Here is an 18841-nt window from a genome sequence, read left to right as displayed (position 1 = left end):
GCGTATAATCGTCGGCAGCGTCAGATGTGTATAAGAGACAGTCCCTCTCCCGAGACGGGAGAGGGGATTTTGTATGCGGCCAAAACGGTTGCCGGCCGGCGGGACCTTCACGATATGTCCGCCATGACTCATCTGCGCATCGCGTTGCGGCTGGCTTGGCGGGACCTGCGGGGCGGCGTCGCCGGACTTTGGATCGTCGTCCTTGGCGTGGCGCTGGGGACCGCCATGATGGCCGCCGTCGGCTCGCTCAGCGGCGGCGTGCTGGAGGGTATGCGGGCCACCGCGCGCGAGGCGGTCGGCGGCGACCTCGCCCTGCGCCTGTTCCACGCCCCGGCCACGCCGGAGCAGCGGGCCGTCCTCGAAACGATGGGCAGGGTCGGCGAGACTGCGGAGCTGCGGCCCGTCGCCTCGACGGTGAGCGGCGACGCCCGCGCCCTGGTCGAACTGAAGGCGGTCGAGGGCACTTACCCGCTGGTCGGCGCCGCGACGGTCTCCGGAGCCCCGTCCCTGGCCGAGGCTCTGGCCCAACGGGACGGGCGATGGGGAGCGGCAGTGTCCGCCGACCTCCTCGACGCGCTGGCGTTGAAAGTCGGCGACCGGCTGCGGCTCGGAGTCGCCGAGGTCGCGATCCGCGCCGTGCTGCAGCATGAGCCGGACCGGGCCTTCCGCGCCTTCTCCCTCGGCCCGCGGGTCATCATCGACCGCCGGGCGCTGGACGAGATCGGCCTCGCGGAGCCGGGGATGCCCGTCTACTGGTATTATCGCCTCCTCCTGCCGGAGACGGTTCGCTCCGACGCCGTCCTGCGCGATCTGGAGCGCCAATTTCCCGACGCGGGATGGCGGATCGTCGATGCCTCGCACGGCATTCCGGGCGTGGACCGCACCGTGCAGCTTGCCCGCGCGCTGTTCCTTCTGGGGGCGCTGTCCATCCTGCTGATCGGCGGCGTCGGCATCGGTCGGGCACTGTCGGCGCATCTCGCCCGGCGGTTGCCGGTCCTCGCGACGCTGAAGGCGCTGGGCGGCTCGCCACGCCTGCTCTTCACCGCATTCCTGCTGCAGACGCTGGCCGTGGTCGGCGTGGCGCTGCTGATCGGCGTGACGACCGGCGCCGTCCTGGCCGCGTCGGCGGTGCGCGCGCTCCCGCTCGACTGGATGCCGGAGACGGGTGGCGCCGTCGATCCAGCAGCCTTGCTGCTGGCGGGGGCGGTCGGGCTTCTGGCGGCGCTGCTCTGCGCCGTGCCGCCGCTGGCCCGTGCCGCCGGGACCAGCCCCGCCGCGATATGGCGGGGGGCGGTGGATGGCTTGTCCCAGCCCTTGGGCTGGCGGACTCGTGGCGCCGTCGCGCTTCTGGGGCTGGCGCTCGCCAGTCTTCTCGCCGCCTGGACCGGGATGCCGCTCGCGGTCGCCGGATTCCTGCTTGTCGCCGGGGTGGTCGCGGCGGGCTTCGCGCTGCTGGGACGGGGGCTTTCCTGGGTGGCCCGCCGGCTGGCGCTCGGGCGGCGACCGGTGGTCCGGCTGGCCGTCGCCAACCTCGGGCGGCCCGGCGCGCCGACGGTCCCGGTGGCCGTCGCTCTGGGCATCGGCCTGACCCTGCTGGTGGCGGTCGGCGTGGTCGGACGGTCGGCGACCGGCCATGTCGCGGCGACGCTGCCGGCGCAGACGCCCTCCGTCGTCGTCCTGAACCTTCCCCCGCCGGATGGCAATCGCTTGAGCGAACGGCTCTCCGCCCTGCCCGGCGTCGGGCGGGTCGAGACGGCGCCCTTCCTGCATGCCCGGATCAGCCGCCTCAACGGCGCCGCCATCACCGAGGCGGACGCCCCGCGCTCCGTCGGCTGGGCGGTGCGCGGCGACCGCGGCCTGTCCTGGCGCGACCGCCCGGCCCCCACCGACCGGATCGTCGCGGGGAGTTGGTGGCCCGAGGGCTATACCGGCCCGCCGCTCGCCTCGCTGGACGCGCAGGTGGCTCGCCGGCTGGGGCTGGCGGTGGGGGACAATCTCACACTGGCCCTGGCGAGCGGTCCGGTGACCGCGACGATCGCCAACCTCCGGCGCATCGACTGGACGCGGCTCGACCTGGATTTTCCGGTTCTCCTCTCCCCCTTCCCCGAACCGCCGCCGCACAGCCTCGTCACCGCCGTCTGGTCCTCGCCCGAAGCGGTTCCGGCGGTTGAGGCGGCGGTGACGCAGGCAATCCCGCAAGCCCCCACGATCCGCGTGGCGGAGGTTCTGGACACGCTCGGGGCGACCGTCCAGACCGTGCGCGGGCTTCTCGACGGCCTGTCCGCCGTCGCTCTCGGCGCGGCGGTCGTGGTCCTTCTCGGCGCCATCGCCAGCAGCGCCCGGCGGCGGCTTCAGGAAATGGCGATCCTGCACGCCCTCGGAGTCGGGCGGCGTTCGATGGTCCAGGCGGTGGTGCTGGAATTCGTCCTCCTGGGCGCCGCGGTCGCCGCGGTCGCGGTTCCGCTCGGCTGGGTCGGCGGCGCGGTGGTGGTCGCCAGCCTTGCCGAGGGCGCTCCCCTGCCAGGAGGCGCTGTTCCCCTGGCCGCCTTCCTCAGCACCGTCGCCGCGATGGCGGCGGTCGGAGCCGTGCTGGTGGCTTGGCTGCCGCGACGGGACGTGATGCGGCGGCTGCGCAGCGATGCGCTGTCCGCCTGACCCACCGGCCGGTCAGGCCATTTCCGCCGCCGGGATGATCGCGTCGGTCAGCAGGGCGTTGAGAAGGCCGACATGGCCATCCGAGCGCGCCGGCCGGCCGGGGTCGGAGGTGACGACGACGGTCAGCCCCAGGCTGGGCACCAGATAGAGCATCTGCCCGCCGTAGCCGCGCGCGTAGGCGATGCGGTGCCCCTTCGCCTTGGCGAGGAACCAGCCGTACCCGTAGTCGTCGCCGGAGAAGGGAGAGCGCGTGCGCGGCACCCACGACGCCTCCACCCAGGCGGCGCTGATGACCGGATGTCCGTTCCACAAGCCGCCCTGCCGCCACAGCTCGCCGAAGCGGAAGAGGTCGAGCGGCGACAGCGCCATGTTGTTGCCGCCGAGATAGAAGCCCTGCGGGTCGCGCGTCCAGGACGGCACCTCGATCCCCAGCGGCTCGCCCAGCCAGTCCCGCGCCAGGGCCAGCAGGCTGCGCCCCGATGCGCTGGACAGCGCCGCGCCCAGCAGATGGTAGCTCCCGGTCGAATAGAGCATCCGCGCGCCGGGCTCGGTGACGAAGGGACGGCGCAGTGCGTCGGCGACCCAGTTGCGGCTGTTGATCCAGCGGCCGTAGCCCGGCCCGGAGGTCGGCTCCAGACCGGCTTGCATGGTCAGAAGGTCGGCAATGGTGATCCGGCGCACCCGCGGATCGACGCCCGCCGGAACCAGCCCCGGCGCCGCCTCGGCGAGGGTGTCATCGACGCTCCTCAGGACCCCGCGGTCGATGGCAATGCCGGCGAGCGAGGCGGCGATGGTCTTGGACACCGACTTGACGTTCACGGCGCGGCTCACCGCCGGTCCCCGAAAAGCCTCCGCCGACACCACCTCCCCATTCCGCCCGATGACCAGCGCATGGATCTGGTCGAGCGCCGCCGCCTGTTTGACCGCCCGGTCCAGCAGGACCGGATCGAACATGGCACCGGCTGCGGGTTGGGCAGCCTGCAGCGGGCGCGTCAGGGCGCCGCCGAGGGACGCGGCAGCAACGGCGGCGGTGGCGGCAAGGACGGTGCGGCGGCCGAGACGGAATGGCGGATGCGGGTTCATCCCGGATATGTGGTCCCGCTTCCGTGCCATCCAAGATTGCCGAAGATATGCCGGTCGGACTTTGTCTCACCCATGGCCGCACACGCCGCTTGCCACCCACCCCAACGAGAACATATTAGGAACACACAAGCAGCGTGGGATGGGACGATGGACGACGCCTTGATCGAGAAGCTCGGCATTCTGGCCGATGCGGCGAAATACGACGCCTCCTGCGCCTCGTCCGGCGCCAAGCCGCGCAGCGGCGGCAAGGAGGGGCTGGGCTCGACGACCGGTGCCGGCATCTGCCACGCCTACACACCGGACGGGCGCTGCGTCTCGCTCCTGAAGATCCTGCTGACCAACCACTGCCTGTTCGATTGCGTCTACTGCATCAACCGGCGCTCCTCCAACGTCCGCCGCGCCCGCTTCACGGTGGAGGAGGTGGTAACGCTGACCCTCGGCTTCTACAAGCGCAACTGCATCGAGGGTCTGTTCCTGTCCTCCGGCATCATCCGCTCGCCGGACCACACGATGGAGCAGATGATGCTGGTGGCGCGGACCTTGCGGCGCGACCACGGCTTCGCCGGCTACATCCACCTGAAAACCATCCCCGAAGCCAGCCCCTGGCTGATCGAGCAGGCCGGGCTGTGGGCCGACCGCCTGTCGATCAACCTCGAACTGCCCTCCGACCACAGCCTGAAGGCCTTCGCGCCGGAGAAGAACGGCGGCACCATCAAGGCGGTGATGGGACAGGTCAACGAGCGCATCGTCGAGGCCAAGGAAGAGCGCCGCCGCTTCTCCCCCGCCGGCCAGAGCACCCAGCTGATCGTCGGCGCCGACGATGCCACCGACCGCTCGGTCCTGGAGACCAGCGGCACGCTCTATCAGCGCTACGGACTGCGCCGCGTCTACTACTCCGCCTTCAGCCCGATCCCGGAGGCCAGCTCGGTGCTGCCGGTCAAGCCGCCGCCCCTGCAACGGGAGAACCGCCTGTATCAGGCCGATTGGCTGCTGCGCTATTACGGCTTCACGGTGGAGGAGATCGCGTCCGGCGGCGAGGGCGGGATGCTCGACCTCGGCATCGACCCGAAGCTGGCCTGGGCGCTGAAGAACCGCGAGCGCTTCCCGGTCGACGTCAACCGCGCCGACCGCGAGATGCTGCTGCGGGTGCCGGGGCTGGGCGCGCGCGCCGTCGACAAGATCCTGTCGGCGCGCCGCCACACCCGCCTGCGCATGGAGGATCTGGGGCGGCTGTCGAGCGGGCTGCGCCGCGCCCGTCCCTTCCTGATCGCCGCCGACTACCACCCCGTGGGCGGGCTGACCGACCGGCTGGACCTGCGCCAGCGCTTGGTCACACCGTCCAGCCAGTTGAGCCTGTTCTGACGATGCACACGATCACCTTGCGGGAGGGGGCGGACCTCGACGGCTTCCGCCGGGCGGTGCGCCGCCTCGCCGCCGCCCGGACGGCGCCCGACGAGGTGCTGTGGAGCGTCGGCGCGCCGTCGCTGTTCGGCGACGATGCGGCGCCCGCTTCCGAAAACGGCGCCCCGGTCTTTCTGCCCCAGGCGGTCGGACAACTGATCGAAACCGTCGTCTGCCACGGCGATCCGGAGCGCTACGCCCTGCTCCACCGGCTGGTCTGGCGGGTGCTGAATGGGGAGCGGGCTCTGCTCGACCAGCACGCCGATCCTCTGGTGCACCGGCTGGAGCGGCTTGACAAGGCGGTGCGCCGGGACATCCACAAGATGCACGCCTTCCTGCGCTTCCGCGCACTCCCCGGCCCGGACGGCGGGGAACGCTACGTCGCGTGGTTCGAGCCCGACCACCACATCGTCGAGGCCGTCGCCCCCTTCTTCGTCGAGCGCTTCGAAAGCATGGCGTGGACGATCCTGACGCCGAAGGGCTCGCTGCATTGGGACCGCCAGCGGCTGTTGACCGGCCCGCCAGCCGAGCGTCCAGATTCATTGGCAGACGACCGCTTCGCCGAGGGTTGGCAGCGCTATTACGAGAGCACCTTCAACCCGGCGCGGGTCAACCCGACGGCCATGCGGGCGGAGATGCCACGGAAATACTGGGCCAACATGCCGGAGACGGCGGCCATCCCGGCCATGGTCCGCTCCGCCCCCTCCCGCGTCCAGGCGATGCTGGAGGCGGAGGCCGTCATCCCGCGCCGCCGCATGCCCGAGAAGGCCGTGGCAGCGATGGCCCGGCAGGCCCCGGAAAGCCTCGCCGAATTGAACCGCCTGATCCAGCGCTCTGAACCGCTGGTGCCGGGCGCGACGCAGGCAGTGCTGGGCGAGGGGCCGGAGGGTGCCGCCATCGCCATCGTCGGCGAGCAGCCGGGCGACCAGGAGGACCGCGAGGGCCGCCCCTTCGTCGGCCCCGCCGGCCAATTGCTGACCGCCGCGCTGGAGGAGGCCGGCATCGACCGCAGCGGCCTCTACCTGACCAACACCGTCAAACATTTCAAATTCGTCCAGCGCGGCAAGCGGCGCATCCACCAATCCCCCACCGCAGGCGAGGTCAAGCACTACCGCTGGTGGCTGATGACGGAGCTGAGCTTCGTCCGCCCCCGCCTCGTCGTCGCGCTGGGAGGCACCGCGGCCTTGGCGCTAAGCGGCCGGCCCGTTTCGGTGCTGCGCGAGCGGGGTCCGATGGCCTTCGACGGGTGGGACGGTTTCGTCACCGTCCACCCCTCCTACCTGCTGAGGCTTCCGGGAGACGAGGAGCGACGGAGGGCGCAGGCGGAGTTCGTGGCCGACCTGCGCCGGGCCGCGGCGCTGGCGTGAGAGGGGATCGAGCCGTCTCGCGCGATCAGATCCTCACACGCCCTGCTGCTTGAACCGCTTGCCCACCGTGCATTGGATGCGCTGAAGCTCGTACTTCGGGTGGTCGTTGATCCACTTGGCGCTCTCGATCTGACCGGCGATCGGGCAGCTCGACATGGTCAGGGGTTCGGTGTCGGGAACCATCGGGTTGATGGTCTGGCACTGGGTCGGGTCGGACGCCAAGCAGAAGATCATCGACAGGGTAACAAACATCGGGCGCTCCAAAACGCAACGGCACGGCTGTGCCAACATCGTGTGGATCAGCGAGAGCAAGCCGCATGCCATGCCCAGGACGAGGACAGGATTGCGCGATTCCGGCTGCTCGGAAATGAGCCAAACCACAGGGCGCCGAATCATTAGGCATCGAAGGTTAACCAATGCCTAAACGTTGGGAGTTTGCAAATCCGTTGGTGCAGCGGATGAAACGGAACGGGCCGCAAGGTCCAGAGAAGCCTTCGCGCAAGTCTGGAGTCGGCGCGCCGCAGGTCAACGGAACGTTGAGTGACGTGTTTTCTATCCTTGAAGCAACCTGCGCTGGCGTCAGGCCCCGGGCTGCTCGCACCGCCATTGGCGGACGTTCCAGTTGGGATGTTGCATGAGCCAATGCACGACGTGGACGTAACTGTTGTGCGTGCATTCGACCGCGGTCGGGTACCGTTCGAAGGAGAGTGGACGCTCGATGGCGCAGTGGTCCGGCCGCACGGCCAGACAAATCACCAGAACCAGTTCAAACATGGTTCGCGTTTCCTGTACGAAAGCTCGATGAGCCGGCGCCTTCGGCGCTTCCGCCAAGGCGGACGAAGGCCGGAACGCATGCATCAACAGCCGGCGCCACGGATCGGGCCGCGCTGCTTTGCAGCAAATATTGCTGCCCTGCACAAAATTCGCATTCAAAACTGCAAATAAATAAATTACAAAATCATGTTTTGAAGGATTATCCACTTACTCCCAATTTGTGGTCGGTCCTGGATAAATCTGGCATAGGGCCACTGTTTGGTTTTTTCTATTCGGCAGAGCCTTGACGAGAAGATGGTCCCAATATAGCATTAAGTACCAATTTGGCGTCAGCTTTTCTGAATATTGAATTCAGAACCGAACATACCGCGCAACAACATCCGCGCGACAACGCCCTTTTGCAATCAGTGTCGCGCCCATAAGCAAGAAGCCCATTGATTTTTGGGTAACAATAAGCGCTACAACGGGAGGGATCGTCATGAAGGTGTTGTCTCGCTGGCTTCTGGCGTCTGTCGCTGTCGTCGCCGCCGGCTCGGTTTCTGCGAACGACAGTATTCTCAAGAATGAAGCGAACCCCAACAACTGGGCGTCCCAGCTCGGCAATTATGCCGGGCAGCGGTACAGCCCCCTCGACCAGATCACCACCAACAACGTCAAGAATCTCCAGGTCGCGTGGTCGTTCTCGACCGGGGTTCTGCGCGGCCATGAAGGCGGGCCGATCGTCGTCGGCGACGTGATGTACATTCACACGCCGTTCCCCAACAAGGTCTTCGCGCTGGACCTCAACAACCCAGGGCGGGTCATCTGGAAATATGAATCGGTCCAGGACCCGACCGTCATCCCGGTGATGTGCTGCGACACCGTCAACCGCGGAGTCGCCGTCGCCGACGGCAAGGTCTTCCTGGCCCAGGCGGACAACACGCTGGTGGCACTCGACGCCAAGACCGGCAAGGAGATGTGGAAGGCCAAGAACGGCGACCACACCAAGGGCGAGACCCTGACGGCGGCCCCGCTGGTGGTCAAGGACAAGGTCTTCGTCGGCATCAGCGGCGGCGAGTTCGGGGTGCGCGGGCATCTGACGGCCTACGACACGAACAGCGGCAAGATGGTGTGGCGGGCCTTCTCGACCGGTCCCGATGCCGACGTGAAGATCGATCCGTCGAAGACGATGATGATGGGCAAGCCCATCGGGCAGAAGGATCTGGGCGTCTCTACTTGGCCGGGCGAGGAATGGAAGCGCGGCGGCGGAACCACCTGGGGCTGGTACACCTACGATCCGGCGCTCAACCTGATCTATTACGGCACCGGCAACCCCGGCACCTGGAATCCGACGCAGCGGGCCGTCGACAAGGACCGGGCCAAGAGCGACAACAAATGGTCGATGACCATCTTCGCGCGCGATCCGGAGACCGGCGAGGCGAAGTGGGTCTATCAGAAGACGCCGTTTGATGAATGGGACTTCGACGGGGTGAACGAGAACATCCTGGCCGACATCACCATGAACGGCCAGCAGCGCAAGGTCCTGGTCAACTTCGACCGCAACGGCTTCGCCTACACTTTGGACCGGGCGACCGGCGAATTGCTCGTCGCGCAGAAATACGACCCGACGGTCAACTGGGCGACCGACGTCGACATGAAGACCGGACGGCCGAACGTCGTCGACAAATACAGCACCTTCGCCAACGGCGAGGACAAGAACACCGCCGCCGTGTGCCCGGCAGCACTCGGCACCAAGGACCAGCAGCCGGCCTCCTTCTCGCCGGACACCGGCCTGTTCTACGTCCCGACCAACCACATCTGCATGGACTACGAGCCGTTCTCCGTCTCCTACACGGCGGGGCAGGCCTATGTCGGCTCGACCGTGTCCATGTACCCGACGCCGAACTCGCACGGCGGCATGGGCAACTTCATCGCCTGGGACGCGGCGGCCGGCAAGATCGTCTGGTCGCGGCCGGAGCGCTTCGCGGTGTGGAGCGGCGCTCTGACCACCAAGGGCGGCCTGGCCTATTACGGGACGCTGGAAGGCTATATCGTCGCCGTCGACATGAAGGACGGCAAGGAGCTGTGGCGGTTCAAGACCCCATCCGGCATCATCGGCAACATCAACACCTACACCCACAACGGCAAGCAGTATGTAGCCGTCCTGTCCGGCGTCGGCGGCTGGGCCGGCATCGGTCTCGCCGCCGGTCTGACCCAGGAATCCGGGGCGAACCAGTGGCATCAGGCCGTCCATCCCAACCGCGCCGGTGGGACGGGCGTGGCGACCGCCGGCCTCGGCGCGGTCGGCGCCCACCAGTCGCTGGGCGAATACACCCAGCTCGGCGGCGTCCTGACAGTGTTCCACATCCCGGACCAGAAGTGATCGGCAGACCTGCCCCCGGTGCCGCAACGCACCGGGGGTTTTGCTTTAGAGCCTTCGGCATTCACTGGGACCCGGCTTCCGGGCAAGGATCTCGACATCCATGAAACGCAGACTTGGCTTGCTGACCGGTGCGCTGACGGTGGGCACCCTCGCTTGTTTCGCCGCCCTGGCGCAGGACGCGCCGACAACCCCCGACGGAACACCGACCTACATCGTCAAGGACGGTCAGGTGGACAAGGGAACCTACAACGGCTACCGCCGCTTCCACGCGACCTGCCACACCTGCCACGGCTTCGACGCGTCGGGGTCGTCCTTCGCCCCCAGCCTCGCGGACTCGCTCAAACGCCTCAGCTACGACGAGTTCAAGGAGGTCGTCGTCAACGGCCGCCAGAATCAGGGCGCCACCGGCGACAAGGTGATGCCCTCCTTCGGCCTCGACCCGAACATCATGGATCACCTGGACGACATCTACCGCTACCTGAAGGCGCGGGCCGACGGCGTGCTGCCCGGCGGACGCCCGCAACGCATCGGCGGCTGATCCGGCGGAGGAAGACCCTTCATGGCATTTCCTTCTGTGCTCACCGTCGTTGCCAGCGCCGCGGCTCTGCTGTCCGTCACCGCGCCGGCCCACGCCGTCGAGGTGACGGAGCGCGAGACCGTGCGCGTCTGCGCCGACGGCAACCTCCTGCCCTACTCCAACGAAAGGATGGAGGGTTTCGAGAACGAGATCGCCCGGCTCATCGGCGAGGACCTGAAGAAGCCGGTGACCTATTACTGGTGGCCGCAGACCATCGGCTTCGTCCGCAACACGCTGCGCGCGCGGCAGTGCGACCTCGTGATGGGAACGGCGTCCGGCGAAGAGTTGATGCAGAACACCAACCCCTATTACCGGACCGTCTATTCTCTCGTCTACCGCACCAAGTCGGGCATCCGGGCGGAGAGCGTGGGCGATCCGTCCCTGAAGGACGCCCGCATCGGCGTCGTCGAGAAGACGCCCGCGGTCAACCTGCTGCGGCTCTACGGCATCACCCGGACGGAGCCCTACCAGCTCAACACCGACACGCGCGCCAACAACCCGGCCCGCGACGCCATCGAGGACGTCGCCGCCGGCAAGACCGACGCCGCGGTGATCTGGGGGCCGATCGCCGGCTATTTCGCCGCCCAGCAGACGGAGCCGCTGACCGTCGTGCCGCTGGTCAAGGAGCCGGCGGGCGCCCGGCTGCAATTCAACATCTCCATGGGCATCCGCTCCGATGAGCCGGAGTGGAAGCACTGGCTCAACGACTTCATCAAGCGCCGCCAGGACGACATCGACCGCATCCTGATGCGCTACCACGTCCCGCTCATCGGCCCGGACGGCGCGCTGAAGACCGCCGCCGCCATCGAACCGCCGGGCTACCGGATGGACCAGTACCGCGCCCCGACCCCCGCCGGCCTGTCCGGTGCCGCCACCGTGACCCTGGCGGAACTGCGGCGGCTGATCGAGCGTTTTCCCGACACGCGGCTGATCGATGTGATGCCGGCGCCGCCGCGCCCGCCGGACCGTCCGGCGCCGGCCGTGTGGGTTCCGCCGCCCCGCCGCAGCCTGCCGGGGGCGGTCTGGCTGCCCAACGTCGGCTACGGCAGCCTGTCGGGCGAGCAGGAACGCTATTTCCGCACCGGATTGGAAACCGTGAGTCACGGGGATCGGGCCGCCCGGCTGGTCTTCTTCTGCGAGCCGGACTGCTGGATGTCCTGGAACGCCGCGAAGCGCGCGGTGGAATGGGGGTACGGCAACGTCTATTGGTATTCCGACGGCGCCATGCGCTGGCAAGAGGCGGGATACGGGCTGGAGACGGTCGAGCCCTTCGCCGGCGGCGCGTCGAACTGACCGAAACCGCTCGCCTTAATCCAGGCGGGCGGCGATGTCCCGAGCGATGCGGCCGGCCTTCTGTTCGAACTGGACCGGCTGCTCGCACAGCGCCGTCTGGTTGCGCCGCCGCTCGTCGAGGATGCGCCGCCGCCACGCGATCTCCTCACGCAACGCGATCGCTTCGGGGGCGTCGGCGGGAAGCGCCTGGAGACGGGTCAGCGCCGCGTCGATGCTGTCGAGCAGGATGCGCTGCTGGTGGGCGTAGCGCTTGATGGCCGAGATGGCTTGGCCGCGCTCCTGGTTGAGCGCGTCGAAGGCTCCGGCGAACAGGGCGGTGAGGGCGGCGTTGCGGTCCGCCCCCCCATTGGTCTCCAGCTGGTCGGCGAAGCGGTCGATCGCCGCCTGCTCCTGCTCCGGAGCAAGCCGGCGGCCGAGGAGCTGCTTCAGGACCGGTTCGGCGCCGGGAATGTCGCGCCAGTCGCCTTCCTTCCCCTCGATGGGATCGCCGGACCAGATCTGGCCGGACGACAGGGTCGGCACGAGGATCTGGACGCAGGGCCAGTCCGGGTCTCCCCCGGCCGCCCCCGCCGGGGCGGACGCCAGGGTGAGCAACGCGGCGGCTAGGACAGCGGAGCGGTGACGCATGGCGAGAGTCTGCCGGACATCGGGCACCCTTGCCCATCCACGCATTCGGATGAGGCCGACGGAATTCGCCGCGACGGCGCTCCTGTTCCTGCTGCTGTTGAGCGGTACGGTCCCAGCGGCGGCGCAGACACCGGCCAAGGTTCTGGTCTTCGATCTGGAACTGGTGGACACCAGCCGGGAACCCTCTGATCCGGACCATGCCGGACGGCTGGAGCGGGTCACGGCGCTGCTGCGCGACGGGCTGAAGGACGGCGGTTACGAGGTGATGAGCGTCCGCGACAGCGCCGTCGCGGCGGAGGTGCCGGCGTCGCTCCATCGGTGCAACGGTTGCGAACGCGACCTGGGGCGCCGGGCCGGCGCGGACATCGTGGTGACGGGTTTCATCCATAAGATCAGCACGCTGATCCTCAACATGCAGATTATAATGCGCCGCACCGGAGATGACACCGGAGACGGCGAGATCATCGCCGTCGCGAACGCGGACATCCGCGGCGACAACGAGCGGTCCTGGCAACGCGGCGTCGACTGGCTGCTGCGCCACCGCCTGTTGGTCGCGCCGCCGTCCGACCGGTGACGAACCCTGACGACATCCGAGGCGGGGGAGCCAACCTTCGTCCGACACGGGGAGGAGGATCGCTTGGCCGACGACGCTTTGCTCTCCTATGTGCCGTACCGCCCGCCGGCGAGCCGCGTCCGGTACTACGACATCACGCTGCGCGACTATGTGGACCAGTTCCGTATCGGCGTCTGGGACCAGGAGAAGGACCGCACGCAGCGCGTCCGGATCAACGTCTCGCTGACGCTGCCCTGGCCCGACCGGCCGATGACCGACAGCCTGGACGAGGTGCTGTCCTACGATTTCCTGATCGACGGCATCCGCGCCCTGCGCGACGGCGCCCATGTGAACCTCGTCGAGACGCTGGGGGACCGGATTCTCGCCCTGTGCTTCTCCAACCCGGATGTGACCCGCGCGCGGGTGCAGGTGGAGAAGCTGGATGTCGTTCCGGAATCCGGCGGCGTCGGCGTGGTGATCGAGCGCACCCGCCCCGAGGGAGCGCAAACGGGATCATGAGCAGCGCGCCACTGTGGGTCGTGAAGCTGGGCGGCAGCCTGTGGCGCACCCCTGAATTGCGACGCTGGCTGGAGATCCTGGCCGCGGCGCGGCGTCTGCGCGTCGTGATCGTTCCCGGCGGCGGTCCCTTCGCCGACGCCGTCCGCGACGCCCAGCCGGCGCTCGGCTTCGGCGACCGCGCCGCGCACCGCATGGCTCTGCTCGCCATGGAGCAGTACGGAACCGCCCTGGTCGACCTGGAGCCGCGGCTGACACCCGCCCGCAACCTCGCCGATCTGCGCGGCCGGCCAAGCCCGACCGTCTGGATGCCGCTTCCCCTGGCGGACAGCGCCGACGTGGCGGAAAGCTGGGACGTCACGTCCGACAGTCTGGCGGTCTGGCTGGCCGGCGCGCTCGGTGCCACCTGCGCGGTCCTCGTCAAGTCAGCCCCGTTGCCGGACGCCGTCACTCCCGTGACGCAGCTCGTAACAGAGGGCATCGTCGATCCGGCCTTGCCGGACCGCATGGCGCGCTACGGCGGGGCCGTCTGGTGCGTGTCGCGGGACGAGCACCAGCGCTTCGCCAAGGCGCTGGACCAGGGCAACCCGTGCGGCACCCACCTTGCCCTGCCCGCCGATCAACAGGACGCCGATGGCTGAGCGCCCCAAGCACGTCCTGTTCCTGACCGGCGCGCTGGCCGAACCGCGCCTGCGCCATGTGCTCGCCGCGCTGGAACCGCTGGAGTTCCGGACCACCGTGGTCAATCTCGGCATCAAGGTCGCGGCGCTGGCGACGACGGAGATCGTGCTGCGCCGCCTCGCCTCGAGCGAGGGGGCCGACCTCGTCCTGCTGCCGGGGCGTTTCCGCGGCGACCTCGACCGGCTGTCCGCCCATTTCGGCGTGCCCTTCGAGCGCGGTCCGGACGAGCTGGATGATCTGCCCCAGCATTTCCAGCGTCAGGCCGCCCCGCTCGATCTCAGCCGCTACCGCACCAGGATCTTCGCCGAGATCGTCGAGGCGCCGCTGCTCGGCGTGCCGGCGATCCTGGAGCGCGCCGCACGCTTCGCGGCGGACGGGGCCGACGTGATCGACCTCGGCGGGCTGCCCGACCATCCCTTTCCCCATCTGGAGGAGGCGGTGACGGCGCTGCGCGAGGCCGGCCACACGGTCAGCGTCGATTCCCTCGACCCCAGGGAGCTGTTGCGCGGTGCCGCGGCGGGCGCGTCCTACCTGCTCAGCCTGACCGAGGAGACCGCCTGGGTCGCCCGCGAGACCGACGCGGTGCCCGTCGTCATCCCCACCACGCCGGGCGATCTCCCGTCGCTCTATCGCGCGCTGGACGCCACCCGCGGCGCGGGACGCCGCTGCATCGCCGACCCGATCCTGGAGCCGATCCATCACGGCTTCACCGACTCCCTGCTCCGCTACCGCGAAGTCCGGGCGCGCCACCCCGACCTGGAAATCCTGATGGGGGTCGGCAACGTCACCGAACTGACCGACGCCGACACGCCGGGGATGACCGCGCTGCTGATGGGGATCGTCTCCGAACTGCGCATCGACCACATCCTGACGGTTCAGGTCAGCCCCCATTGCCGCCGGACCATCCGCGAGTTCGACGCGGCGCGGCGCCAGTTCTTCGCCGCCGCGGAGGCCGGCGCCCTGCCGCGCAATTTCGGCGACGCCCTGCTCTGCCTGCGCGACCGCAAGCCCTTCACCAGCACGCCGGAGCAGGTGGCCGACCTCGCCGCCCGCATCCGCGACCCGAACTACCGGATCGAGGTGACGGAACAGGGGCTCCATCTCTACAACCGCGATGGGCACCATGTGGCCTGCGATCCCTTCGCCCTGCTCCCGCACATCGATCCCCGCACCGACATGGGGCACGCCTTCTATCTCGGGGCGGAACTGGCCCGCGCACAGGTCGCCTGGCAGCTCGGCAAGCGCTACAGCCAGGACAACGAACTGCGCTGGGGCGTGGCGGTGGACGCGCCGGATGGCACGGGGAGGCGCGCGACGTGACCTTCATCCGCGAAACCATCATCACGAGCTGCGACATGGCGGGCAACGTCCACGTCGCCCCCATGGGCGCCACGGTGACCGAGACCGGCTATGTCCTGGCCCCCTTCCGCCCGTCGCGCACGCTCGACAACCTGCTCGCCACCCGCTGCGCGGTGGTGAACTTCACCGACGACGTCCGGGTGTTCGCCGGCTGCGTCACTGGGCGGCAACGCGACTGGCCGACCGTCCCGGCGGAGCGCATCCGCGGCGCCGTGCTCGCCGAAGCGCTGGCGCATGAGGAACTGGAAGTGGCTGTGGTGGAGGACGACGGGGTGCGCCCGCGCCTGAACTGCCGCCCGGTGCATCTCGTCACCCATCGCCCCTTCCGTGGGTTCAACCGGGCGCAGGCCGCCGTGGTGGAGGGGGCGATCCTGGTCAGCCGCCTGCACCTCCTGCCGCCCGAGAAAATCGACCGCGAAATCGACTATCTGTCCATCGCCATCGGCAAGACCGCCGGTCCCGTGGAGCTGGAGGCGTGGGGCTGGCTGCTCGACCGCATCGCCGAACACCGGGCGAGCGGGGACGGCGCGTCATGACCTTGCTGCTCGCCAGCGTGGCGTCACTGGAGGAACTGACGCTCGCCGCACGGGGGGGTGCGGACATTCTGGATTTGAAGGACCCGAAAACGGGTGCGCTCGGAGCGTGGCCGCTGGACGGCATCGTCCGCGCCGTCGATACGGCCCGCCAATGGCCCGTTCGCGCGCCGCTGAGCGCCACCGTCGGTGACCTGCCAATGGATCCCATGATCGTGGCGGGGCGGGTGGCCGAAACATCGACCTGCGGCGTCGAGTACGTGAAGATCGGGCTGTTTCCATCCGGCGATCCGGTGGGCTGCGTGGCCGCGCTGGCGCCGGAGGCCCGGCGTGGCACCCGCATCGTCGCCGTGCTGTTCGCCGATCTTTGGACCGACCCCGGCACTCTGCTTCCCGACATCGCGAGAGCCGGCCTCGCCGGAGCGATGCTCGACACCGCCGGAAAGGGCTCCGGCGGGTTGCTGCGGCACAAGACGAAGGAGGAACTGGCACGCTTCCTGGTACAGGCGCGCAGCCACGGCCTGCTCACCGGGCTCGCCGGTTCACTGCGCCTCGACGACATTCCGGCGTTGCTGCCGCTCGCGCCAGACTATCTCGGTTTCCGCACCGCGCTGTGCGCCGGTGCCAACCGGGGCGGCGCGCTGGACCCGGCCGCGCTGGCCGCGGTCCGCGACGCCGTCCCGGAACAGCCCTTCAACGGTTGAACGCGCGTCCTTCTATTGCCCGGAGCCCTGCTTCGGCGGTTCGGACTTGGTGTTGCCACCCTGCGACACCGAGCCGCCACCGATGGTGCCCTGCCGCTGTCCGGCCAGGGAATTGTCCGGCAGCGCCCCGGTGCCGCTCGTGGAACCGCCCGACGCACCGGACGCCGAAGAATCGGGCGTCGTGGAGCCGGACGTGCCGCCTTGTCCGCCGCCTTGAGTGACCCCGCCGCCGACGGTGCCCTGCCGCTGCCCGGCCAGGGAATTGTCCGGCAGAGCGCCGGTCGATGGGCTGGAGCTTTGGCTTCCCGAGCCTTGAGGCATCGCGCCGCCCGTGCTTTGGGCCGACGCCGGAACCGCCGCCGCGGCCGACGCGAGGGCCAGCAGAGACGCACCGGCCAGGATGTGCAGATGTTTCATGGACCTGTCCTCCGGCATGATGTTGGACGAATCTGGGAAAGTCGGGCGCTGCTAACCCGCGTCCTTCGTGCTGCGGTTCTGGCGGGACGCTTCGCCCATGCGGCCGATGTCCTCCTTCGCCCGCTCGTCCCGCCCGGCGTCCTGCGGTTCGTCCTTCTTGAATTCCTGCTCGCTGCCGAGAACGCTCTTCTCGCCGCGCGGCTGGTCCTGAGTCTTGTCGGAATGTCCCGTCATGACGTTTCCTCCACCCGAGCCCGCCCGGCGGGATGACCGGACGGTCGTCTGCTCCATCAACCGCAGGTCGCCGGGGGCGGTTCCGCCCGTCTTGTCACCCCTGTTCCGCCGGCCCGCCGCGGCGGGCCCAGAAGCCACGCCCGGGATCGTAGGCGAGGATCGCTCCCCCCAGGAACAGCGCGAGGCACGCGGCGACGGCCAGGAAAGCCATGCCGTTGAATTGCAGATACAGAGCGAAGCGGATCAGCTCGACGGCCTGCGTGAAGGGGTTGATCCCGGCGATCCAGGCGAGCGTCGGGCTGCCCTCGCGGATGCGCCACAGCGGGTAGAGCGCGGAGGAGGCGAAGAACATCGGGAAGATGACGAAGTTCATCACGCCCGCGAAATTCTCCAACTGCCGGATGAAGGAGGACAGAAGAAGGCCGAGCGCGCCCAGCATCAGCCCGCTCAGGACCAGGGCCGGCAGCACCGCGAGATAGCCGAGTTCCGGCGGCTGGACACCCCAGAACCAGGCGATCGCGAGGAAGACATAGACCTGGGCGATCGACACCAGGACGCCGGCCAGCAGCTTGCAGACCAGCAGGTACCAGCGCGGCAGCGGGCTGACCAGCAGGGTCTTCATGCTGCCCATCTCGCGGTCGTAGACCATGGACAGCGAACTCTGCATCCCGTTGAACAACTGGATCATGGCCACCAGCCCCGGCGTCACGTAATCCTCGTAGAGGATGTAGGTCTCATAGGGCGGGATGATCGACAGGCCGAGCACCGCGCGGAAGCCCACCGCGAAGATGGCCAGCCAGACCAGCGGCCGCACCAGGGCGGCGAAGAACCGCTCGCGCTGGTGCACGAAGCGCAGCCCCTCGCGGACGATGACCGCGCGCAGGCAACGCCAGCAGAGCGTCGCGTTCATTCCGCCACCCCCTTCGCCGTCAGCCGGGCGAAGGCGTCGCCCAGTGTCGCGGTGCCGGTGGCGGCGCACACCTCGTCCACCCGCCCGGCGGCCAGCACGCGCCCGCGGTGCAGCACCACGACGCCGTCGCCGTCGCGCGCCTCGTCGATCAGGTGGGTCGCCCACAGCACGGCCAGCCCGCGCTCCCGGCAGAGATCGTGCACATGGTCGAGGACCTGCCGGCGCAGCTCGATGTCGAGCCCAACGGTCGGCTCGTCCAGCAGCAGCAGGCTCGGGCGGTGGAGCAGCGCGCGGGCGATCTCCACCCGCCGCCGCTGCCCGCCGGACAGGGTGCGCACCCGCTCGTCCGCGCGCTCGGCCAAGCCGATGCGGGCGAGTTCCTCCCCTGCCCGGGCTTCGATGTCGGCGGGCGCCAGACCATGCAGCCCGCCATGGTAGCGCAGGTTCTGGATGACGGTCAGGTCCGGGTCGAGCGTCGGCTGCTGGAACACCACGCCGATGCGCGCCAGCGCCTGGGCCGGGTGCCGGCGCATGTCGAAGCCGAAGACCCGCATGCTCCCCTGGCGGGTGTTGTAGATTCGCGTGATCAGGGAGAAGAGCGTCGTCTTCCCGGCGCCGTTGAGCCCCAGCAACACCGTGAACCGCCCCGCGGGGACACCGAACGACACGCCGTCCAGCGCCGTCCGCGATCCGAAGCTGTGGCTCAGCCCCTCGACCGCCAGGACCGGTTCCGCCGCCGCACCACCGGGAATGGCGCGCGGTTCGGGAGGCGCCGTTTCGAAGCAATCCATGTCG

At 69.0% G+C, this 18841-nt stretch carries 20 protein-coding genes; 12 read left to right on the top strand and 8 right to left on the bottom strand.

Annotated elements, in window-relative coordinates; translation table 11 throughout:
* The first annotated feature begins 114 nt into the window (after nt 1–114).
* Nucleotides 115–2655: an ABC transporter permease gene (locus Q4I23_RS06405; protein WP_498525648.1), complete on the top strand. Its 2541-nt coding sequence runs from the start codon at nt 115–117 to the stop codon at nt 2653–2655.
* Between the two features lie 12 nt (nt 2656–2667).
* On the opposite strand, the gene Q4I23_RS06400 is transcribed toward Q4I23_RS06405, so the two are convergent.
* Nucleotides 2668–3738 carry a serine hydrolase domain-containing protein gene (locus Q4I23_RS06400; RefSeq protein ID WP_498525647.1) on the bottom strand — a complete coding sequence of 357 codons (1071 nt, stop codon included), beginning with the start codon at nt 3736–3738 and terminating at the stop codon, nt 2668–2670.
* A 147-nt stretch (nt 3739–3885) separates the two neighbouring features.
* Here Q4I23_RS06400 and Q4I23_RS06395 point away from each other — a divergent pair, with 147 nt between their 5' ends.
* Together Q4I23_RS06395 and Q4I23_RS06390 are read left to right on the top strand one after the other, a co-directional pair.
* A complete protein-coding gene (locus Q4I23_RS06395; RefSeq protein WP_454016364.1) occupies nt 3886–5100 on the top strand; it encodes a putative DNA modification/repair radical SAM protein in 1215 nt (404 codons plus the stop codon).
* Nucleotides 5101–5102: 2 nt separating this feature from the next.
* The gene (locus Q4I23_RS06390; protein WP_498525646.1) at nt 5103–6506 is read left to right on the top strand and encodes a UdgX family uracil-DNA binding protein; all 1404 of its coding nucleotides are present in this window, start codon (nt 5103–5105) and stop codon (nt 6504–6506) included.
* A 33-nt stretch (nt 6507–6539) separates the two neighbouring features.
* Here the strand turns inward: Q4I23_RS06390 and Q4I23_RS06385 are convergent, their stop codons facing one another.
* Both Q4I23_RS06385 and Q4I23_RS06380 read right to left on the bottom strand, forming a co-directional pair.
* Complete coding sequence (locus Q4I23_RS06385) at nt 6540–6758, bottom strand: hypothetical protein (protein WP_041813178.1); 219 nt, start codon at nt 6756–6758, stop codon at nt 6540–6542.
* 327 nt (nt 6759–7085) lie between these two features.
* Complete coding sequence (locus Q4I23_RS06380) at nt 7086–7487, bottom strand: hypothetical protein (RefSeq protein WP_498525649.1); 402 nt, start codon at nt 7485–7487, stop codon at nt 7086–7088.
* A 271-nt stretch (nt 7488–7758) separates the two neighbouring features.
* Between Q4I23_RS06380 and Q4I23_RS06375 the strand changes: the two genes are divergently transcribed.
* The 3 genes from Q4I23_RS06375 to Q4I23_RS06365 all read left to right on the top strand — a co-directional run bounded on the left by Q4I23_RS06375 (nt 7759) and on the right by Q4I23_RS06365 (nt 11512).
* Nucleotides 7759–9642, top strand: a complete 1884-nt coding sequence (locus Q4I23_RS06375) for a methanol/ethanol family PQQ-dependent dehydrogenase (RefSeq protein WP_498525645.1) — start codon at nt 7759–7761, stop codon at nt 9640–9642.
* Between the two features lie 100 nt (nt 9643–9742).
* Nucleotides 9743–10180, top strand: coding sequence for a c-type cytochrome (locus tag Q4I23_RS06370; RefSeq protein WP_454016360.1), 438 nt, complete (start codon nt 9743–9745; stop codon nt 10178–10180).
* Between the two features lie 21 nt (nt 10181–10201).
* Nucleotides 10202–11512 (top strand): quinoprotein dehydrogenase-associated putative ABC transporter substrate-binding protein, encoded by a 1311-nt coding sequence (locus Q4I23_RS06365; protein ID WP_498525644.1) that lies wholly within the window; start codon nt 10202–10204, stop codon nt 11510–11512.
* Between the two features lie 15 nt (nt 11513–11527).
* Here Q4I23_RS06365 and Q4I23_RS06360 read toward each other — a convergent pair whose 3' ends face one another.
* Nucleotides 11528–12139 (bottom strand): hypothetical protein, encoded by a 612-nt coding sequence (locus Q4I23_RS06360; RefSeq protein WP_498525643.1) that lies wholly within the window; start codon nt 12137–12139, stop codon nt 11528–11530.
* 49 nt (nt 12140–12188) lie between these two features.
* Between Q4I23_RS06360 and Q4I23_RS06355 the strand changes: the two genes are divergently transcribed.
* The 6 genes from Q4I23_RS06355 to Q4I23_RS06330 all read left to right on the top strand — a co-directional run bounded on the left by Q4I23_RS06355 (nt 12189) and on the right by Q4I23_RS06330 (nt 16485).
* Nucleotides 12189–12713, top strand: a complete 525-nt coding sequence (locus tag Q4I23_RS06355; RefSeq protein ID WP_498525642.1) for a DUF3280 domain-containing protein — start codon at nt 12189–12191, stop codon at nt 12711–12713.
* A gap of 63 nt (nt 12714–12776) precedes the next feature.
* Nucleotides 12777–13211: a dihydroneopterin aldolase gene (locus Q4I23_RS06350; protein ID WP_454016356.1), complete on the top strand. Its 435-nt coding sequence runs from the start codon at nt 12777–12779 to the stop codon at nt 13209–13211.
* Nucleotides 13208–13849 carry an amino acid kinase family protein gene (locus Q4I23_RS06345; protein WP_498525641.1) on the top strand — a complete coding sequence of 214 codons (642 nt, stop codon included), beginning with the start codon at nt 13208–13210 and terminating at the stop codon, nt 13847–13849. The genes Q4I23_RS06350 and Q4I23_RS06345 overlap by 4 nt, the downstream gene beginning before the upstream one ends.
* Entirely contained in the window at nt 13842–15209 is a 1368-nt protein-coding gene (locus tag Q4I23_RS06340) for a DUF6513 domain-containing protein (RefSeq protein WP_498525640.1), read from the top strand. Before Q4I23_RS06345 ends, Q4I23_RS06340 begins: the two co-directional genes overlap by 8 nt.
* Nucleotides 15206–15784, top strand: coding sequence for a DUF447 domain-containing protein (locus tag Q4I23_RS06335; protein ID WP_498525639.1), 579 nt, complete (start codon nt 15206–15208; stop codon nt 15782–15784). The genes Q4I23_RS06340 and Q4I23_RS06335 overlap by 4 nt, the downstream gene beginning before the upstream one ends.
* Nucleotides 15781–16485, top strand: a complete 705-nt coding sequence (locus tag Q4I23_RS06330; RefSeq protein ID WP_498525638.1) for a (5-formylfuran-3-yl)methyl phosphate synthase — start codon at nt 15781–15783, stop codon at nt 16483–16485. Before Q4I23_RS06335 ends, Q4I23_RS06330 begins: the two co-directional genes overlap by 4 nt.
* 12 nt (nt 16486–16497) lie before the next feature.
* Here Q4I23_RS06330 and Q4I23_RS06325 read toward each other — a convergent pair whose 3' ends face one another.
* From Q4I23_RS06325 to Q4I23_RS06310, 4 genes are all read right to left on the bottom strand, one after another.
* On the bottom strand, nt 16498–16902 hold the full coding sequence (locus Q4I23_RS06325; protein WP_454016351.1) for a hypothetical protein: 405 nt from the start codon (nt 16900–16902) through the stop codon (nt 16498–16500).
* A 51-nt stretch (nt 16903–16953) separates the two neighbouring features.
* A complete protein-coding gene (locus tag Q4I23_RS06320) occupies nt 16954–17136 on the bottom strand; it encodes a hypothetical protein (RefSeq protein ID WP_137142405.1) in 183 nt (60 codons plus the stop codon).
* Between the two features lie 94 nt (nt 17137–17230).
* Nucleotides 17231–18046, bottom strand: a complete 816-nt coding sequence (locus Q4I23_RS06315) for an ABC transporter permease (protein WP_498525637.1) — start codon at nt 18044–18046, stop codon at nt 17231–17233.
* A complete protein-coding gene (locus Q4I23_RS06310; RefSeq protein WP_498525636.1) occupies nt 18043–18837 on the bottom strand; it encodes an ABC transporter ATP-binding protein in 795 nt (264 codons plus the stop codon). The genes Q4I23_RS06315 and Q4I23_RS06310 overlap by 4 nt, the downstream gene beginning before the upstream one ends.
* Between the last annotated feature and the right edge of the window lie 4 nt (nt 18838–18841).

This window comes from Azospirillum sp. UFLA03-27, assembly GCF_059803775.1.
This window is presented reverse-complemented; position numbering and strand designations above follow the sequence as displayed.

What these genes read in the sequence shown, in the direction of transcription:
- Q4I23_RS06405 (WP_498525648.1), top strand. Translation starts at nt 115, where the DNA reads ATGTCCGCCATGACTCATCTGCGCATCGCGTTGCGGCTGGCTTGGCGG.
- Q4I23_RS06400 (WP_498525647.1), bottom strand. Translation starts at nt 3,738, where the DNA reads ATGAACCCGCATCCGCCATTCCGTCTCGGCCGCCGCACCGTCCTTGCC.
- Q4I23_RS06395 (WP_454016364.1), top strand. Translation starts at nt 3,886, where the DNA reads ATGGACGACGCCTTGATCGAGAAGCTCGGCATTCTGGCCGATGCGGCG.
- Q4I23_RS06390 (WP_498525646.1), top strand. Translation starts at nt 5,103, where the DNA reads ATGCACACGATCACCTTGCGGGAGGGGGCGGACCTCGACGGCTTCCGC.
- Q4I23_RS06385 (WP_041813178.1), bottom strand. Translation starts at nt 6,758, where the DNA reads ATGTTTGTTACCCTGTCGATGATCTTCTGCTTGGCGTCCGACCCGACC.
- Q4I23_RS06375 (WP_498525645.1), top strand. Translation starts at nt 7,759, where the DNA reads ATGAAGGTGTTGTCTCGCTGGCTTCTGGCGTCTGTCGCTGTCGTCGCC.
- Q4I23_RS06370 (WP_454016360.1), top strand. Translation starts at nt 9,743, where the DNA reads ATGAAACGCAGACTTGGCTTGCTGACCGGTGCGCTGACGGTGGGCACC.
- Q4I23_RS06365 (WP_498525644.1), top strand. Translation starts at nt 10,202, where the DNA reads ATGGCATTTCCTTCTGTGCTCACCGTCGTTGCCAGCGCCGCGGCTCTG.
- Q4I23_RS06360 (WP_498525643.1), bottom strand. Translation starts at nt 12,139, where the DNA reads ATGCGTCACCGCTCCGCTGTCCTAGCCGCCGCGTTGCTCACCCTGGCG.
- Q4I23_RS06355 (WP_498525642.1), top strand. Translation starts at nt 12,189, where the DNA reads ATGAGGCCGACGGAATTCGCCGCGACGGCGCTCCTGTTCCTGCTGCTG.
- Q4I23_RS06345 (WP_498525641.1), top strand. Translation starts at nt 13,208, where the DNA reads ATGAGCAGCGCGCCACTGTGGGTCGTGAAGCTGGGCGGCAGCCTGTGG.
- Q4I23_RS06340 (WP_498525640.1), top strand. Translation starts at nt 13,842, where the DNA reads ATGGCTGAGCGCCCCAAGCACGTCCTGTTCCTGACCGGCGCGCTGGCC.
- Q4I23_RS06330 (WP_498525638.1), top strand. Translation starts at nt 15,781, where the DNA reads ATGACCTTGCTGCTCGCCAGCGTGGCGTCACTGGAGGAACTGACGCTC.
- Q4I23_RS06325 (WP_454016351.1), bottom strand. Translation starts at nt 16,902, where the DNA reads ATGAAACATCTGCACATCCTGGCCGGTGCGTCTCTGCTGGCCCTCGCG.
- Q4I23_RS06320 (WP_137142405.1), bottom strand. Translation starts at nt 17,136, where the DNA reads ATGACGGGACATTCCGACAAGACTCAGGACCAGCCGCGCGGCGAGAAG.
- Q4I23_RS06315 (WP_498525637.1), bottom strand. Translation starts at nt 18,046, where the DNA reads ATGAACGCGACGCTCTGCTGGCGTTGCCTGCGCGCGGTCATCGTCCGC.
- Q4I23_RS06310 (WP_498525636.1), bottom strand. Translation starts at nt 18,837, where the DNA reads ATGGATTGCTTCGAAACGGCGCCTCCCGAACCGCGCGCCATTCCCGGT.